This window comes from Gordonia sp. DT101 (assembly GCF_049844895.1).
Lineage (GTDB): Bacteria > Actinomycetota > Actinomycetes > Mycobacteriales > Mycobacteriaceae > Gordonia.
The window spans coordinates 831936-848777 of record NZ_JBNCLX010000001.1 but is presented as its reverse complement, the minus strand read 5'-3'; the positions used below and the strand labels follow the sequence as shown (position 1 = coordinate 848777).

The window sequence follows — 16842 nt, the reverse complement described above, 5'->3', positions numbered from 1 at the left end:
GGATGGTCCGAGAACAAATCGGCCTTCAGGGTAGCCCCTCGGCGATGACCTAAGCTCGACGCATGGAACCCGTCTACGACGCTGTGATCACGACCGCACGACTGTTGTGGCTGGCCGAGGGGCTGAAGTTCACGGTGTCCGGCGTCGAGAACGTGCCGAAGGACGGACCGGGGGTGGTGGCGATCAACCACACCGGGTACATGGACTTCACCTACGCGGGAATCCCGGCGTTCCTGCAGCACCGCCGCAAGGTGCGGTTCATGGCGAAAAAAGAAGTCTTCGACAGCAAGGTCTCCGGTCCGATCATGCGTGCCCTCAAGCACATCCCGGTGGACCGCGGCAGCGGGGCACAGAGCTATCGGGACGCGGTGGACTATCTGAAGCACGGCGAGCTCGTCGGGGTGTACCCAGAGGCGACCATCAGCCGCAGCTTCGAGCTGAAGGAGTTCAAGTCCGGCGCCGCGCGGATGGCGCTGGAATCCGGAGCGCCGATCATCCCGACGGTCATCTGGGGAGCGCAGCGGGTGTGGACGAAGGGCTATCCGAAGAACCTGGGTCGCAGCGGCGTCAAGATCATGATCGGCGTCGCCGAGCCAATCGAACCGGTGGGGGACGCCGACTCGATCACCGCCGAGCTGCACAAGGTGATGGGCGAGAAGCTGCTCGAACTGCAGGATGCCTACGGCGAACACCCCGAAGGCGAGTTCTGGGTACCCGCCCGCCTGGGCGGGGCGGCGCCCACGCTCGAAGAAGCCAACCGGATGGACGCCGACGAGCAGGCCGCCAAGCGCGCGCAACGTGACGCACCGGACGCGGAATCCTGATCGTTCACGCCAGATAGGCTTGCCGCTATGGAACCGGTCTACCGGACGCTCGAGATCATCGCGAACGGTCTGGTTCGTGCGCAGGGGCTCGACCTGCGATTCTCGGGGCTCGAGAACATCCCGCGGACCGGGGGCGCGGTCCTGACCGTGAACCACACGGCCTACACCGACTTCATCCCGGCAGCCCTGGGGATGTACCGGGCGGGCCGCCGCACCAGGTACATGATCAAGTCCGAGGTGATGGACATCGCGATCATGCGTTTCCTGGTGAACCACACGAAGACGGTCCCGGTGGATCGCTCGATGGGGGCGGAGGCCTACCGCGCGGCGGTGTCGCGGCTGCGCGAGGGCGAGATCGTCGCCGTGTACCCGGAGGCGACCATCAGCCGGAGCTTCGAGCTGAAGGAATTCAAGACCGGCGCCGTCCGGATGGCGGTCGAGGCGCAGGTCCCCATCGTGCCGTCGATCGTGTGGGGCGCGCAGCGGCAGTGGACCAAGACGAAGCCCGGCACCCGTCAGATGGGCCGCAGCCATCTCCCGATGTCGGTGCGATACGGCGAGCCCGTGACGGTCCGGGCCGATGAAGATCCGGAAGATGCGACCGCGCGGCTCAAGGAGACGATGACCACCCTCCTGCACGAGGTGCAGGACACGTACGGACCGCACCCGGCGGACGCCTACTGGGTGCCGTCGCGACTGGGTGGTTCCGCGCCGACGCCTGAGGAGGCGCATGTGATCGAGGATGTCGAGGCCGCCGAGAAGGCAGCCGCGCGAGCAGCGAAAGCGCGTGGTGAGCGGTGACCCGAAATGATCCGGGCCCAACGGGATTCGGCCCGCCCACGCTGATCGCCACCGACGTCGACGGTACGTTGATCAACGATCAGAACCGCGTGTCCGACCGGACCATCGAGGTCGTGGGCCGAGCGGTCGACGCCGGGGTCGAATTCGTCCTCGCCACCGGTCGGCCACCACGCTGGATCGCCGAGATCACCGACCAATTCGAGGGAACCGCCGCGCAGGTCCGCTACGCGGTGTGTGCGAACGGTGCCATCCTCTACGACGTCGCGCACGATCGGGTGATCTCCGCGGCGACACTGGATTCCGACACCCTGGAGAAACTCGTCGAACGCGCCTATCGGCAGATCCCGGGCTGCGGAATCGCGGCCGAGCGTGCCGGACGATCGGCTCACGACGCCGCGACGCTCCCGTTCGTCGCCACCGCCGGGTACCGGCACGCGTGGCTCAACCCCGACCACATCGAGGTCGGGGACGATGAGGTGTACGCCGAACCGGCGGTGAAACTTCTTGTCCGGCAGCCAGATATGCGCAGCGACGAGATGGCGGCACGGCTGCGTGACGCGATCGGCGGGCTCGCCCAGATCACCTTCTCCACCGACAACGGGCTGATCGAGTTGTCGATGCCGGACACCCACAAGGCGGCCGGGCTCCGGGATCTCGTCGGACTCGCCGATCTGCGCGACACATCGACCATCGCGTTCGGCGACATGCCCAACGACGTGGAGATGCTCACCTGGGCGCATCACGGTGTCGCGATGTCGCATGGGCACCCGGCGGCTCTCGCCGCCGCCGACGAAGTGACCCTGACGAACAACGACGAAGGCGTCGCCCGAGTCCTCGAACGCTGGTTCACCTAACCCACCCCACCCCGCAGCCGCGACGGTTTCCGTCATCCGCGACGCCCAAATGGGGGCGCGGATGCCGAGAACCGTCGCGGCTGCGGAGGGGGGTTGGGTTGGGTGGGTTGTTGGGTTGGGGAGGGGGGACTAACCGGCCATGGACCGGATGGCGGTCAGTGCTGCATGGCCGAATTCGCCTGGGCAGCTGGTGTTGTTGTAGTCCCGGTGCCCGCTGATCGCCGGCAGGCTGGTGACCGCTCCGGCGGGGAACTTGCTGTCGGTGAACGGTTCCGCGGTGAGCTGGGCGCTGCCCAGCCCGTTCACGCCGGCCTTGCCGAGCCGCCAGCGGAGGAATCGCGCGACCGACGAGATCATCGCGGGGGTGGGGGCCACCTGGTCGAGATTGCCGATCATCGAGACGCCCACCGTCGCCTTGTTGAAGCCGCCGGTGTGGGTGCCCTCGACGTTGCGGTCGAGCCCGCCGAACGCTCCTTCGAAGATCTGTCCGTACTTGTCGACGAGCACGTTGTAGCCGATGTCGCACCAGTTGAGAGTGCGTGCGTGATAGGCGTAGATACCGCGCACGATCTCCGCGGACTGCTCGGGCGTGTAGTCGTTGCTGCCTGCGGTGTGGTGCACGATGGCCGCGCGCGCCGCGGGGGAATAGGCCGGCTGCGAACACCGGATCGACTCGTCGGCCCCCCATTGCGCGCGGGCGACCACTGACGGACCACCGAGCAGCGGGGTCAACAGTGAGGAGCCCAGCGACAGCAGACTCTCCGGGCTGATCAGTGTCGCCGTCATCGCCGACATCGCGGTGGTCAGCAGCTTCTCGACCACGGCACTCGCGGTGCCGATGCCCCACTCGACGAGCCCACCGCCGGGCGCTTCCGCAGCGGGGATGGCGACCCCGGAGTCGGTCACCGCCACCTGGACCTCGCGGGCGTCGCCCACCCAGACGGGTTCGGTACCGGCCGGGTGCTCGGGTGATGGTGCGGCGGCGGTCTCGACGGGCTCGAGCTTCGTCCAGTCTCCCCAGGTTCCGTCGGAGTGCTTGGCGCGCAACAGCATCGATGCATCGACTGCTCGATCCCAGGTGAACGCAACCATCTTCAGGGGTTTGTCACCGGCGATGTGCTTGACGGCCGCACCGACCGGCCGATCGTCGGTGGCCGGGATCGCGAGTCCCGGATCGGGCTCGGGAAGTCGGATTCCGGCTGCGGCGAGCCCCGATTCGGCGATGTCGAGAACCGCCGACGGTACGTCGGCCAGGCCGAGCTCGTCGATGGTGGTCGTCGGGAGGTCGCGGTGGCGGTCGGTCGGGCGCGGGTCAGATCCGGCGATGACGACGGCGAACGGACTCGCGACGATCGCCGCAGCCACGGAGGCGAGCACGATCGAGGGTCTGGGACGGGATCTGCTGAGACGGGGGCGACGCATGGTTCGCCATCGTGTCGGCGCGCGCATGCACCGTCCACGCCGCGCGCCGAGTCTGTGAAACTCGTGATGCGGTTGTTATCTCCTGGGGTTGATGATCCATCGGATAATTCACTAGGGTCACAACAGTCACACCAGTAACACGCGCTCCACACACGTACGAAGCACTCCACGCCGCACGGAAGGACTTCCGAGACGTTGGTCAGAGCACGCCCTCGGCACGCCCGGACCCGATCGCTGTCCTTTGCTGCGATCGGGCTGGCGCCTGTGTTGATCGCGGGGGGTCTGCTGCTCGTCAACGAGGCGAAGAGGTCGACGGACGACATCGCGCTCACGGCCGGATCGCAGATCACCCTGATCGGGCACGGTCTCGGTCACGGACGCGGGATGGGGCAGTGGGGTGCGTTCGGCTACGCCCGTAAAGGCTGGTCGGCACAACAGATTTTGCGCCACTATTACGGCGGCACCACCGCGGGGAAGGTGGACAGGCCCGAGATCTCGGTCATCCTGACCGGTAAGAACTCGGTGAATGTGCACGCGGACGCCGGGATGCGAGTCAGTGGCCAAATGGTGGCTCCCGGGCAGGCGGTCAGCCTGTCCGGGAACACTGCCACCATCACCACCGGCTGCGGTGGTGGACCTGTTCGGACGGTCACCGCGCCGTCGGTGGAGCCGATCAACATGGGGCCGAGCCGGCCGGGCAACGAATTCCTCAAGATGTGCGGATCGAATCAGGCGTATCGCGGTGCGCTCGGATTCGACGGCGGGCGGGTCGTCAACCGTCTCCACATCGACGACTACGTCAAAGGCGTGATCCCGAAGGAGAGTTCGCCGGGATGGGCCGACGCCGGTGGTGCCGAGGCACTCAAGGCGCAGGCCGTGGCCGCGCGCACCTATGCGTTGGCCGCCATCGCCGGGGGCAAGAAGATCGACGACACCCAGAACTCCCAGGTCTACGGCGCCGTCGCGAGCGAGGACCCGCGCACCAACCGGGCCGCCGATGCGACCGCCGGACAGATCCTGCTCCAGGGCGGACAACCGGCCTTCACCGAATTCTCATCGTCGACCGGCGGATACACGGCAGGCGGACGATTCCCCGCGGTGCGTGACGACGGCGACTCCGCGTCGCCGAACCGCAACTGGACGGCGACGGTGAACGCCGGCAGCGTCGGCGCCGCCTTCGGCGTGGGTGCGCTGCGCAGCCTCGATGTCGTCGAGGCGAACGGTCTCGGACCGGAGAACGGCCGCGCGATCAAGGTCCGCGCCGTCGGCTCGGGAGGCACCCGAGAGGTCTCGGGCGAAGAAGCGCGCACGATGCTCAAACTCAAGTCGGCGTGGTTCGCCGTGCAGGGACAGGTGGCGAAACCCAAGATCGTCAAACCGCCGACCGGGCCCGACGGTCCGGGCGGCGGTTCGCTCGACCTCGGCAGCCTCAGCTCGCTGCCCGACAAACTGATTCCGGGTTCGTCGCAGCTGCTCTCCATCGGGACCAGCGCGCTCGACGGCAAGTTCGACGATCTCGGCGGCGTCACCGGCCCGCTCGGTCAGGTGATCGGCGTACCGAACCTCACCCCCGACGGCGCAGGCGTCATCCAGCTCTTCCAGCGCGGGCTGATGTTGTTCAGCGAGCAGACGGGTGCACACGCACTGGTCGGCAAGGGACTCGCCGATTATCTGGTCCGCGGCGGTCAGCCCGTGGTCGGGTTCCCGCGTTCCGACGTGCTGCGCTGACCGTCACCCCGACTATTCGGGACCCGACTCGACGATCCGGGTCGCCACCTCGACGAGTTTGATGTTGCCGTCCTGCGACAGGCGCGACAACAGCCGGAAGGCCTCGTCGGCGTTGATCCGGTAGCGCTCCATGATCATCCCCTTGGCCTGGCCGATGATGTCGCGCGAGCTGAGCGCCGCCCGGAGCTGCTCCTTCTCCCGGACCGCGGAGAACGCGGTGGCACAGTGCGCGGCGAACAGCTCGCCGACCGAGATGGAATCCGGGTCGAATGCGTGCGTTGCGGTGCTGATCAGGTTGAGTGCACCGAAGTCGCGGCCGTCGATGTAGAGGCAGAGGCAGGCCATCGACCTGATGCCGAGTGCGGATGCCGCGGGGGCGAATCGCGGCCACCGCTGCTCGTCGCGCATGTCGTCGATGATGATCGTGACGTCGTCGACCGCGGACCGCACGCACGGTCCTTCGTTGAGCTCACGCTGGACGGCGTCGGATTTGCCCGCGAGATCACCGACGATCACGGGCGTCTCGATGTGCCCATCCGTCACCAGGGTGACGCTGGCGTACTCGGCGCCGGGTACCGAACCGACCGCCGTCTTCGAGATCCCGCGCAGCACCGATTCGGTGTCGGTGCTCTCCATCCGTAGTTCCCGGACGATCTCGGCCATCCGGACGGTGTTTTCGGAATTCATGCCGGCTCCTCGGCGCCATTCCCGGTTCGGCCGGGTAGTGAAATTGACTCGGTCAGCCTACGAGATCCTCGCGCTGGGCGACTGATCCTCGTGACTCTCGTCCGAACAGGTCGAGGCAGAGATCCGCGTCGCGATAGCCCGCGGAATGGATGAGATCCGAGTCGAGCAGACGATCGTGGACCTCGTCCCCGGTCTGCGGGTACTCGGAAACCGTATGACGCCAGTGTACGGCGACGATCTCGCCATCCGGGGAGAGTGAACGGGGCAGCCGGTCGATGAGATCGTCGAGCGCAGCCGGCGTGAGGTAGTACAGGATCTCGCTGAGAACGATCAGGTCGAACTCGCCGTCGGGCCAGTCGCTGACGAAGTCGCCCGTGACGACCTCCACATGGTCGCTGTGCCGGGCCAGGCGCCGCCTCGCGAGTTCGGTCGCCCGGGGGCTGAGATCCATGCAGATGAGGCGATCCGCACACAGGGCGAGTTCGGCACTGAGCACGCCGATGGAACAGCCCGGCTCGAAGGCGAGCCGGTATCGTTCCGACGAGAGCGACGCCAGGGTGAGGGCGTACTTGCGACGTTCATACCAGCGCTCGGTGAAGCCCCACGGATCGTCGCCGGCGGCATACATGTCATGGAAGTATTTGTCGGACAGCGGTGGTGAGGTCGGCGGTGGTGAGGTCGGCGGTGGTGCCGACGAGGCTGGTTGGCCGGTCATACGATCACGAACTCCCAGGCGCGGGTGAGGTGCGCCAGGACATGCGGCGGGAGGATGGCGGCATCGGCCGGGTCGGGCGACAGTGGTCTGATCTGGCTGTCGAAGGAGCGGATGGCGGCATGTTTCACGGCGAGCACCTCGGGCTCGAGGCGATGGACGCGTACGCGGTCCCATGGCACCGACGAGTCGCCGGGCGCGGCCCAATGCCACATCCAGATCGGATACATCCACAGCGGCAGACCTCGCCGCCGGGCGACCTCGATCGCGCAGCGGCCGACCGCGTCGTGATCGGGATGGCCGTCGTGCGACCACACCGACACCAGACCGGTCGGGACGTCGGGCACTTCGTCGAGGACGGCGTCGAGGATGCCCGCCATCGTGTGCGCCTGCTCGGTGAGCCCGCCGTCGCGCAGTCCGAACCAGCGGGGGGTCGGGAGGCCGAGCAGCGCGGTGGCGGTCGCCAGCTCGACATGGCGACGGGTCGCCAGCTGTTCCGGGGTGAGGGTCCGCGAGCCGGGATGGGAGCCGCTGCCGTCGGACATGCAGACGACCACGACCTCGACACCCGCGAGCGCAGCGGAGGCCATGATCCCGCCCGCGCCGAGCACCTCGTCGTCGGGGTGCGCGCCGAGGACCACCAGTCGCTCGACGCCGAATTCCAGGGCAGGCCACGGTGTGCGGTCCTGCAGCCAGCGCTGCCAGTGGTCCTCCGGGGTGCCGTCCGCATGCACCGGGGTCACCGCCAATCCCCCGGCCGCGCCGGGTGCGGGCCCGATCGAGTTCATCGCAGGATCTCCGTCGGGATCGCGTGCGGGATGACCGTCGAGCGGCCGTCGCTGTTCCCGGGCACCATTGCTGTCGGTGGCCGGTCGTCGGAGACGTGCCGCTCCACCGCGAGCCTGCCGAGCTCTACCAGGTCTCGATCGGCGTGCGACTGCCGGATGTAGACCGTGAGGTCTGCGACCGCCCGCGAATGTTCGCGATCGTGGACGAGCGGTCCGGGACCGAGGGCGCGATTGACCCGATCGATGACGGCGGTAGCGATCTGTTCGGTGCCCCAGCGCACCTGATGGGCGGTCAGATGCGCCGCCGCCGCATCGTTCGGCGCGGCGTCGATGGTGATCGCCGCCTGCTCGAGTGCCGACCGCCCGCCGGCCAGCATCGCGTCCACCGCACCGAGGTGCATCAGAGTGAGTTCGTCCGCGCGGTGCTCACCGTCCCGCCGTTCCGCCCGCTGGTAGAGAGCCCCCGCGACCTTGCGGGCTCCGCCGAGCCAGCAGGCTGCGACACCGATGCCGCCGTGCCAGAAGCCGGGCCTGCTCAAATACTGGCCGGGTTCGCCGATCGGGCGTGCGATCGCCCGGTCGAAGCGGGCGGTACCTGTTTCGGTGGCCCGCATCCCGGCGGCGGCCCAGCCCCCGCGTTCGGCGCAGACTCCCGGTTGGCGCAGGTCGATGGCGAACAGCCGACGCTGCGAGCCGTGATCCGCAGTCACGAGGGCGTGGGTGCAGGTGGCGACGCCCGAACACCAGGGCTTCGCGCCGGACAGCTGCCAGTTCCCGGAGCAGTACTCGGCGGCGACCCACGGTTCGGGCGGTTCGGCCGCCCAGACGCCCCACATCTCGTCGGGTCCGACGCGTTCACCGACGATCTCCGCGAGAATCGCATCGGCGTCGAGGTGGGCTTCCACGAGTCGTCCCACCGAGATGTCGCGATGACAGAAGTCGGCGAGAGTGCGCAGCCGGACCGCGGTGTCGCCGTGGCCGGGCAACGGGACGTCGAGCGCCCCCTCGTTGACGATGCGATAGGCCAGTGCGGGAGCGTCGACGATCACGGTGACACCTTTCTCGTATGCGGGTCCTGGCGGCCCAGGGCCTCGAGTCTTTGCAGGTAGGTGGCGAATCCGGCGTCGGTGCGGCCGTCGGCCCGGGTGGACGTGATCACCGGCGCGCGTCCGCTCCGGTCGATCCGGGCGCCCGCGGCCCGCAGGCGCCGGACGAGATCGACGTCCTCGTCGCCGCTGCGTGCGGCAAAGCCGCCGACCCTGCGGTACCAGTCGGCGCGGACACCGAGGTTGGCGCCGTGGACGTGGACGTGCCCCTCGCCGGGCAGGTAGCGGGCGCCGAACATGACCGAGGTGTGCGTCGACCAGCTGTCCCAGTTCTTGGGGGTGATCGTCCCGACGAAGGCGTCGGCCCCGCGATTCGCGACGTCGAGGTGGGTTTCCAGCCAGTCGGGTGGCACCTCGGAATCGGCGTCGGTGGTGGCGAACCAGGTCCGATCGGCGAGTGGCAGGTCGAGGTGGGGCGCGAATCCGCTCTGGCGCGCCGCCCCCACCGACCGAGCCGTGCCGATGACGGTCGTCACATGCTCGGGGACCAGCCGGGCGGAACCGTCGGTGCAGGCGTCGAGGACGACGACGAGCTCGACCGGGACAGCGACCCGGCCGACGGCGTCGTCGAGGGCAGCAATACAGGCCGACAGCAGCCGTTCCTCGTTGTGCACGGGGACCACCACCACGACGCGGTCGATCGCAGGTCGATCGGGAGGAGGAACGAGAGGAACGAGCACGAGCAGCCCCTGAACTCAACGGTGGATGTCCAGGCCCGATGGCTGCAGGCCGAATGGGTCGAGATTACCCGTGTTCGGCGGCTTCGTCACGGGCGCACACCTCCCGACCGACCGGTCGCGACGTGTGCACGGCGATTACTCAGGAAGGGTCCGTTACCCTGAACTCCCGTGGCAAGCAATCGTCAGGGCACCGACGCCGGCAGCGGAACCGAAGCACCCTTCGATCTGATCATCGTCGGATCCGGCTTCTACGGCCTCACCATCGCCGAGCGGGCGGCGACCCAGCTCGACAAGCGGGTCCTGGTCATCGATCGGCGTCATCACATCGGCGGCAACGCCTACTCCGAGGCCGAGCCCAGCACGGGTATCGAGGTGCACAAGTACGGTGCGCACCTGTTCCACACCTCCAACAAGCGGGTGTGGGATTACGTGAACCAGTTCACCGACTTCACCGGCTATCAGCACCGGGTGTTCGCGATGCACAAGGGCCAGGCCTATCAGTTCCCGATGGGCCTCGGATTGGTGTCGCAGTTCTTCGGGCGCTACTTCACTCCGGACGAGGCGCGCGCGCTCATCGCCGAGCAGGCAGGTGAGGTCGACACCAAGGACGCGGCGAACTTCGAGGAGAAGGCGATCAGCCTGATCGGTCGCCCGCTCTATGAGGCCTTCGTCAAGCACTACACGGCCAAGCAGTGGGAGACCGATCCCAAGAATCTGCCCGCAGGCAACATCACGCGGCTGCCGGTGCGCTACACCTTCGACAACCGGTACTTCAACGACGCCTACGAGGGCCTACCGGTCGACGGGTACACCGCATGGCTGGAGAAGATGGCCGCTGATGACCGCATCGAGGTCCGGCTGAACACCGACTGGTTCGACGTCCGCGACGAGCTGCGTGCCGCCAGTCCCGACGCCCCGGTCGTCTACACCGGACCGCTGGACCGCTACTTCGACTATTCGGCGGGCCGGCTGGGCTGGCGCACACTGGATTTCGAGACCGAGGTGCTGCCGACCGGTGATTTCCAGGGCACTCCGGTGATGAACTACAACGACGCCGACGTGCCGTACACGCGGATCCACGAATTCCGGCACTTCCACCCGGAGCGGGACACCTACCCCGACGACAAGACCGTGATCATGCGCGAATACGGCCGGTTCGCGAAGGACGACGACGAGCCGTACTACCCGATCAACACCCCGGACGACCGCGCGATGGTTGCGCAGTACCGCGAGCTCGCCAAGTCCGAGACCGCAACGCGCAAAGTGCTTTTCGGCGGTCGGCTGGGCACCTACCAATATCTGGACATGCACATGGCGATCGCGAGTGCGCTCACCATGTTCGACAACACGCTGGCGCCGCACCTCGCCGACGGTGCGCCGCTCGCGGAAGAGGTGGAATAGATGACGGTGACCCCGGTGGACCAGACCGACATCCCGGCAGCGGGCGCGGCGCCGTCGAAGGCGAAAGCGCTTCTGCAGCGGGTCATCTTCCCGCGGCCCGGCGAGCCGATCGACGTGCGATCGCTGTACTTGGTGGAGTCGGAAGACAATTCGCGGCGCGCCCATGCCCCGAGCCGGACCTCGGTGCTCGTGGGGGCCGAGTCCGAGGTGAGCTTCGAGACCTATTTCAACGCCTTCGCCGCGTCGTACTGGCGGCGCTGGAGCATCCTGGAATCGGTCGTACTGCGTGTCGAGGTGGTCGGCACCTGTCGAGTCGACCTGTACCGCTCCAAGATCGACGGTTCCCGGATCGGCATCGGCGGTGACCTCGTCGCCACCGACGAGACCGGCCGTGGTGTCGCGGAATTCGAGCTCGACCTGGGTCCGTTCGAGGACGGCGGCTGGATCTGGTTCGACATCACCAGCGACACCGACACCGAGATCGTCGCGGCCGGCTGGTACGCGCCGATCGACAGCCCTGCCGGGCCGGACACCCGCCGGGTCACGGTGGGTATTCCCACCTTCAACCGACCGACCGACGCGGTGAATGCCCTGGCCGCCTTGACGTCCGATCCACTCGTGGACGAGGTCATCGACGCCGTGCTGATGCCCGATCAGGGCACCCGCAAGGTGGTCGACGAGCCCGGGTACGGCGAGGCGGCCGGAGCGCTCGGCGATCGGCTGCACATCTTCGAGCAGCCCAACCTCGGTGGGTCGGGCGGCTATGCGCGGATCATGTACGAGGCGTTGCGGCTCACCGACTCTCCGTACATCCTCTACATGGACGACGACATCATGATCGAGCCGGACTCGATCCTGCGGGCGCTGGCGATGTCCCGATTCGCGAAGACCCCGATGCTCGTCGGCGGGCAGATGCTCAACCTCCAGGATCGCAGTCACCTGCACTGCATGGGTGAGGTGATCAACCGGCACAACTTCATGTGGACCGCCGCGCCGTTCGTCTCCTACGACCACAACTTCGCGAAACATCCACTGCGCGACCGGGAGAACTCCAAGAACCTCCATCGTCGGATCGACGTCGACGGCAACGGCTGGTGGATGTGCATGATCCCGCGCGAATGTGCGGAGTCCATCGGCCTGCCCATGCCGCTGTTCATCAAGTGGGACGACTGGGAGTTCGCACTCCGCGCGGCGCGGGCCGGCTACCCCACGGCGACCGTTCCCGGAATCGCGATCTGGCACATGGCCTGGAGCGACAAGGACGACGCCATCGACTGGCAGGCCTATTTCCACCTGCGCAACCGCCTGGTGGTCGCGTCGCTGATCCAGGACGGCCCGATCGACGGAATCCTCAAGTCGATGGTCAAGGCGACGTCGAAACATCTTCTGTGCCTGGAGTATTCGACAGTAGCGATCCAGAACGAGGCGATCCGCGACTTCCTCGCCGGACCCGACCACATCCGGGATCTGCTGCCGACCGCCTTGCCGAAGATCGCCGCGATGCGCAAGCAATATCCCGACGCCGTGGTGTTGCCGTCGGCGACCGAACTCCCGCGGACCAGCGGCGCGGCGACCCATCTCGGCACCCGGGTGCCGGTGGGCAAGGTCGCCAAGATCAAGTCTCTCGCGGCGGCGGTGATCAACAACGCGCGTCCGGCCGACCCTCGTCATCACGAGGTGCCGCAGGCGAACTATCCGCCGATCGAGGCGCGCTGGTTCAGTCTGGGCCGGGTGGACGGGGTGACCGTCACCACGGCCGACGGTCGCGGTGTGGTCTATCGGCAACGTGACCGTGACAAGATGATCGCGCTGGCCAGGGAATCGGCCGCACTGGTGCGGGAACTGCGCGAACGCTTCCCGCAGATGCGCGAGACCTACCGCGCTAAGCACCAGGAACTGACGAGTCAGGAGAGTTGGGCGCGTGTCTTCGGAATCGATTGATTCACACCGCGCGGGGGTGGACGGCTTCGACGGGCCGACCAGCGGCGAGGCCGGGCTCCTGGTCCGTCTGCAGACCGCGATCGCCGATCGGCCCGGTGTGGTCCCGGCCGCGCGGGGGCTCTCGCATTTCGGCGAGCATTCGCTCGGATGGCTGGCCGTGGCCGGCACCGGCGCGGCACTCGCGCACCGTCGCGGGGACATGAACGCGCGGCGACGATGGATCGAGGCCGGCGTGGGAGCTTTCGGTGCCCACGCCGCATCGGTCGTGATCAAACGGGTCGTCCGGCGTCGGCGGCCCTCGCATCCCGACATCCGTATCGGGGTCTCCACGCCCAGCAAGTTGAGCTTCCCGTCGTCGCACGCCACGTCGACGACCGCCGCGGCGATCCTGATCGGTCGCGCCGCGGAACTCCCCCCGGCCGCGCTGCCGGCCGCGCTCGTGCCCCCGATGCTGGTGTCGCGGCTGGTCCTGGGTGTGCACTACCCCACCGATGTGCTCGCCGGAGCGGCGATCGGAGCCGCGAGCGCGGCCGCCGTGGTGGCGGGTGACAGACTGTTCGCGACATCCAGGAACGAGATGAGCCCGAGGACATGAGCGAAGAGCCGATCGAGCACGAACCGGTGCTGGGACCCCCGAAGAATCTGGCGACCGGTCTGATCAAGGCCGTTCGGCCGCGACAGTGGGTCAAGAACGTCCTCGTCCTCGCGGCGCCGCTGGCCGCCGGAAGCGTGGGCGACGGCAATGTACTCGGCCCGGTGGCGATCGCGTTCGTCGCGTTCTGTCTCGCCGCATCGTGCATCTATCTGGTCAACGACGCCAAGGACGTCGAATCCGACCGGAATCACCCGACGAAACGCTTCCGGCCGATCGCGGCGGGTGTGGTGCCCGTCCCGCTCGCCTACGGCCTGGCCGCGGTGTTGTTCGTCGCCTCGCTCGGTATCGCCTTCATCGCCAACTGGCAGACCGCGCTGGTGATCGGGATCTATCTGGCCATCCAGTTCGGCTACTGCTTCGGCTGGAAGAACCAGCCCGTCATCGACATCTGCATCGTGTCGTCGGGATTCCTGCTGCGCGCGATCGCCGGTGGCGTCGCTGCCGAGATCGCCCTCTCGCAGTGGTTCCTGCTCGTCATGGCGTTCGGCTCGCTGTTCATGGCCGCGGGCAAGCGGTATGCGGAGCTTCAGCTCGCCGAACGGACCGGCGCCAAGATCCGTAAGGCACTGCAGTACTACACGACGACCTATCTGCGGTTCGTGTGGACGGTGGCCGCCACGGCAGTCGTCGTGTTCTACGGGCTGTGGGCCTTCGACAAGAATTCCGGGCACGACACCAATGTCGCCTACGCCATCTCGATGGTCCCGTTCACCATCGCCATCCTGCGCTACGCGGTCGACATCGACGGTGGCCAGGCGGGTGAACCGGAGGAGATCGCGCTCGGGGACCGCGTCCTGCAGTTGCTGGCCGTCGCCTGGTTAGTATGCGTGGGTGTCGCGGTCTATGCAGTCTCCTGAGCACTCGTCCTCCGCCCAGGGTCCCACCACTGACGTCGATTCCGACGAGTCCGACACCGAGAAGTTCGTTGCCGCGACGACCGAGCCCGCCGACAGCAACGGGAATCCCGCTGAGAGCAACCAGGATCGGGCCGACGGAACCGTGACGACCCGCACCGGCGTGCGCGGCTGGGGCCCGCGGCAATGGGTTCCGACCATCAGCTTCGTCATCGGGGCCGTCACCACGGCCATCTTCTTCGCTATCGGTGCGTGGCAGCGACGCTGGATCGCCGACGACGGGCTCATCGTCCTGCGGACGCTCCGCAATCTGTTCGCCGGCAACGGCCCGGTGTTCAACGCGGGCGAGCGTGTGGAGGCCAACACCTCGACCGCGTGGACCTACCTCTTGTGGTTCTGGGCGTGGATCACCGACGGTCAGCTCGAGTACGTCGCCCTCTGGGTCGCGCTCGTGCTGTCCGTCGCGGCCATCCCGATCGCCATGTACGGCACCGCGCGACTGTTCCGCACGCGCCTCGGCGGGCTCGGCGGCGACGGGTGGACCCTGCTGCTGCCGTTGGGTGCGATCGTCTACATCGCGCTGCCGCCCGCGCGTGACTTCGCCACCAGCGGGCTGGAGAACGGGCTCTGCATCTTCTGGGTGGCCGTGTTGTGGTGCCAGCTGGTCGCGTGGAGCCGACGTCACGGCAGTGGCGTCTCCTGGCCTGGCCGGGCGGCCACGATCACGTTGGCGTTCACCGCGGGACTCGCGCCGCTGATCCGCCCCGAGCTGACCGTGGTCGGCGGCCTGGCGTTGCTGCTCGTGCTGCTGGCGCCGTCGTCGTGGAAGATGCGGATCGGGATGGTGGTCGCCGCGGGCGTCCTGCCCGTGGGTTATCAGATCTTCCGGATGGGCTACTACGCCCTGCTGGTGCCGAATCCGGCCGTGGCGAAGGACGCCAGCGGGTCCAAGTGGCATCAGGGCTTCATCTACGTGGGCAACCTGTTCGGTCCCTATGTACTGGTGCTGCCGGTCATCCTGGCGGTCGTCGCCGGGATCGTGATCGTCGTCGGAAACCGCATGCGGGTCACCGACGACGGCCCCGCCGACGACGGCCCCTCCGACGATGACGCCCCGGCCCCCGCCACGAATCCGCGGGCACGCCTGGCGCGGTGGTCCGCCTCGTTGCAGAGCCCGACCGCAGTGGTCGTGATGATCCTGGTCGCCGGTCTCATCAGCGGCGTCTACTGGATCCGGCAGGGCGGCGACTTCATGCACGGGCGCGTCCTGCTCGTGCCGTTGTTCACCCTGATGCTGCCGCTGATGGTGATTCCGGTCACCATTCCGGGTCATGTGCGCGCCGCCTTCCGTCGCACCCCCGCATCCGCCGACCGCACGCGGCGAACGCGCGTCCAACTCGTCGGCTCCGTCGTGATGGCAGCCATCTGGGTGACCACGCTGGTCTGGGCCATCGACAGTCACGAGAACGTCCTGCCCAATGCCGGCATCGACATCGGCCGCAGCGGGATCGTCGACGAGCGCCGCTTCTACACGACCAACATGGGCAACCAGAATCCGGTCACCGCGGAGGATTACCTCGACTACCCGCGCATGCGCGCGATGGTCGAGTGGATCGACAAATACCACAGCCAGGGCGGCGTCATCCTGCCGTCTTTCAACTACGACGAGTGGTACATCGCCAAGTTGCCCGGCGACATCGCGCCGAAGAAGCGAAAGCTCTCGGTCTACTTCCTCAATCTGGGCATGACGAGCATGAATGCCCCGCTCGACGTCCGCGTGATCGACCAGATGGGCCTGGCGTACCCGCTCGCGGCCCATACCGAGCGCCTCGAGGACGGCCGGATCGGGCACGACAAGGTGCTGCCGTCGGAATGGGTGGTCGCCGAGGCACACGCCTTCCCCCGCAAACCGGTGCTGCCGGGCTATCTCGACGAGGACGTCGTCCGGCAGGCAGAGGTCGCACTGACCTGTCCGGAGACCAAGGATCGTTTCGAGTCGTATGAGGGTCCGTGGACCTTCGAACGGTTCAAGAGCAACCTCAAAGAGTCGTTCAGATTCACCGACTACCGGATCGAACGGGACCCCGAGTACGAGATCCAGCGATGTGGGCTCCAGATGCCTCCGCGCATCCATCCGCGCTGACGATCTCGTCGTCCTGGCCGTCGGATCGGCAACAGATCGGCATCAGTTCGGGTTGGTGTTCAATATCTCGAATCGGTAACGTTCGGCAGGATCTGGTCGATAGACCAGCGTGACCAGGACGCCCGTGCGCTGACCCACCACCGAGGGGTCTCCCTGGCCCTTGTGACTGCTGTCACAGGGTTTGTCAGGGTAGGGGGTTTGCAATAGGCTCCCAAAACGGTGCTGATCGGCCCGATGTCGGCCGAT

General features: G+C 67.4%; 15 protein-coding genes. 9 read left to right on the top strand and 6 right to left on the bottom strand.

From position 1 onward, the window contains the following. Window positions 1-62: 62 nt before the first annotated feature. Genes ACLQ3I_RS04135 through ACLQ3I_RS04125 form a run of 3 tightly spaced genes read left to right on the top strand, consistent with a single transcriptional unit; the run spans window position 63 to window position 2479 of the window. Window positions 63-824: a lysophospholipid acyltransferase family protein gene (locus ACLQ3I_RS04135; RefSeq protein ID WP_425800177.1), complete on the top strand. Its 762-nt coding sequence runs from the start codon at window positions 63-65 to the stop codon at window positions 822-824. Window positions 825-851: 27 nt separating this feature from the next. After that, window positions 852-1625: a lysophospholipid acyltransferase family protein gene (locus ACLQ3I_RS04130; RefSeq protein WP_425800176.1), complete on the top strand. Its 774-nt coding sequence runs from the start codon at window positions 852-854 to the stop codon at window positions 1623-1625. Continuing rightward, on the top strand, window positions 1622-2479 hold the full coding sequence (locus ACLQ3I_RS04125) for an HAD family hydrolase (RefSeq protein WP_425793043.1): 858 nt from the start codon (window positions 1622-1624) through the stop codon (window positions 2477-2479). Before ACLQ3I_RS04130 ends, ACLQ3I_RS04125 begins: the two co-directional genes overlap by 4 nt. Before the next feature lie 129 nt (window positions 2480-2608). Here ACLQ3I_RS04125 and ACLQ3I_RS04120 read toward each other — a convergent pair whose 3' ends face one another. Next, window positions 2609-3856: a peptidoglycan recognition protein family protein gene (locus tag ACLQ3I_RS04120; RefSeq protein WP_425800175.1), complete on the bottom strand. Its 1248-nt coding sequence runs from the start codon at window positions 3854-3856 to the stop codon at window positions 2609-2611. Window positions 3857-4135: 279 nt separating this feature from the next. Between ACLQ3I_RS04120 and ACLQ3I_RS04115 the strand changes: the two genes are divergently transcribed. After that, entirely contained in the window at window positions 4136-5629 is a 1494-nt protein-coding gene (locus ACLQ3I_RS04115; RefSeq protein WP_425793469.1) for a SpoIID/LytB domain-containing protein, read from the top strand. Window positions 5630-5641: 12 nt separating this feature from the next. Here the strand turns inward: ACLQ3I_RS04115 and ACLQ3I_RS04110 are convergent, their stop codons facing one another. The 5 genes from ACLQ3I_RS04110 to ACLQ3I_RS04090 all read right to left on the bottom strand — a co-directional run bounded on the left by ACLQ3I_RS04110 (window position 5642) and on the right by ACLQ3I_RS04090 (window position 9536). Further along, on the bottom strand, window positions 5642-6316 hold the full coding sequence (locus ACLQ3I_RS04110; RefSeq protein WP_425793041.1) for a GAF and ANTAR domain-containing protein: 675 nt from the start codon (window positions 6314-6316) through the stop codon (window positions 5642-5644). A 52-nt stretch (window positions 6317-6368) separates the two neighbouring features. Then, on the bottom strand, window positions 6369-6944 hold the full coding sequence (locus ACLQ3I_RS04105) for a class I SAM-dependent methyltransferase (RefSeq protein WP_425793468.1): 576 nt from the start codon (window positions 6942-6944) through the stop codon (window positions 6369-6371). An 83-nt stretch (window positions 6945-7027) separates the two neighbouring features. Beyond that, window positions 7028-7816 carry a PIG-L deacetylase family protein gene (locus ACLQ3I_RS04100; protein ID WP_425793040.1) on the bottom strand — a complete coding sequence of 263 codons (789 nt, stop codon included), beginning with the start codon at window positions 7814-7816 and terminating at the stop codon, window positions 7028-7030. Then, on the bottom strand, window positions 7813-8865 hold the full coding sequence (locus tag ACLQ3I_RS04095; RefSeq protein WP_425793039.1) for an acyl-CoA dehydrogenase: 1053 nt from the start codon (window positions 8863-8865) through the stop codon (window positions 7813-7815). Before ACLQ3I_RS04095 ends, ACLQ3I_RS04100 begins: the two co-directional genes overlap by 4 nt. Then, the gene (locus ACLQ3I_RS04090) at window positions 8862-9536 is read right to left on the bottom strand and encodes a glycosyltransferase (protein WP_425793038.1); all 675 of its coding nucleotides are present in this window, start codon (window positions 9534-9536) and stop codon (window positions 8862-8864) included. The genes ACLQ3I_RS04095 and ACLQ3I_RS04090 overlap by 4 nt, the downstream gene beginning before the upstream one ends. 234 nt (window positions 9537-9770) lie before the next feature. On the opposite strand from ACLQ3I_RS04090, the gene glf reads away from it, so the two are divergent. The 5 genes from glf to zomB are packed head-to-tail and all read left to right on the top strand — an operon-like array spanning window position 9771 to window position 16596. Then, on the top strand, window positions 9771-11003 hold the full coding sequence (gene glf / locus ACLQ3I_RS04085) for a UDP-galactopyranose mutase (protein WP_425800174.1): 1233 nt from the start codon (window positions 9771-9773) through the stop codon (window positions 11001-11003). After that, the gene (locus tag ACLQ3I_RS04080) at window positions 11004-12944 is read left to right on the top strand and encodes a glycosyltransferase (protein ID WP_425800173.1); all 1941 of its coding nucleotides are present in this window, start codon (window positions 11004-11006) and stop codon (window positions 12942-12944) included. Beyond that, the gene (locus ACLQ3I_RS04075; protein ID WP_425800172.1) at window positions 12925-13539 is read left to right on the top strand and encodes a phosphatase PAP2 family protein; all 615 of its coding nucleotides are present in this window, start codon (window positions 12925-12927) and stop codon (window positions 13537-13539) included. The genes ACLQ3I_RS04080 and ACLQ3I_RS04075 overlap by 20 nt, the downstream gene beginning before the upstream one ends. Then, entirely contained in the window at window positions 13536-14456 is a 921-nt protein-coding gene (locus ACLQ3I_RS04070; protein ID WP_425793034.1) for a decaprenyl-phosphate phosphoribosyltransferase, read from the top strand. Before ACLQ3I_RS04075 ends, ACLQ3I_RS04070 begins: the two co-directional genes overlap by 4 nt. Beyond that, window positions 14443-16596 (top strand): flagellar motor control protein ZomB, encoded by a 2154-nt coding sequence (gene zomB, locus ACLQ3I_RS04065; protein ID WP_425800171.1) that lies wholly within the window; start codon window positions 14443-14445, stop codon window positions 16594-16596. Before ACLQ3I_RS04070 ends, zomB begins: the two co-directional genes overlap by 14 nt. Window positions 16597-16842 lie beyond the last annotated feature (246 nt).

Excerpts from the sequence above, each read along its gene's own strand:
- ACLQ3I_RS04080 (WP_425800173.1), top strand. The coding sequence starts at position 11,004 with ATGACGGTGACCCCGGTGGACCAGACCGACATCCCGGCAGCGGGCGCG.
- ACLQ3I_RS04110 (WP_425793041.1), bottom strand. The coding sequence starts at position 6,316 with ATGAATTCCGAAAACACCGTCCGGATGGCCGAGATCGTCCGGGAACTA.
- ACLQ3I_RS04105 (WP_425793468.1), bottom strand. The coding sequence starts at position 6,944 with ATGTATGCCGCCGGCGACGATCCGTGGGGCTTCACCGAGCGCTGGTAT.
- zomB (WP_425800171.1), top strand. The coding sequence starts at position 14,443 with ATGCAGTCTCCTGAGCACTCGTCCTCCGCCCAGGGTCCCACCACTGAC.
- ACLQ3I_RS04070 (WP_425793034.1), top strand. The coding sequence starts at position 13,536 with ATGAGCGAAGAGCCGATCGAGCACGAACCGGTGCTGGGACCCCCGAAG.
- ACLQ3I_RS04100 (WP_425793040.1), bottom strand. The coding sequence starts at position 7,816 with ATGAACTCGATCGGGCCCGCACCCGGCGCGGCCGGGGGATTGGCGGTG.
- ACLQ3I_RS04130 (WP_425800176.1), top strand. The coding sequence starts at position 852 with ATGGAACCGGTCTACCGGACGCTCGAGATCATCGCGAACGGTCTGGTT.
- ACLQ3I_RS04135 (WP_425800177.1), top strand. The coding sequence starts at position 63 with ATGGAACCCGTCTACGACGCTGTGATCACGACCGCACGACTGTTGTGG.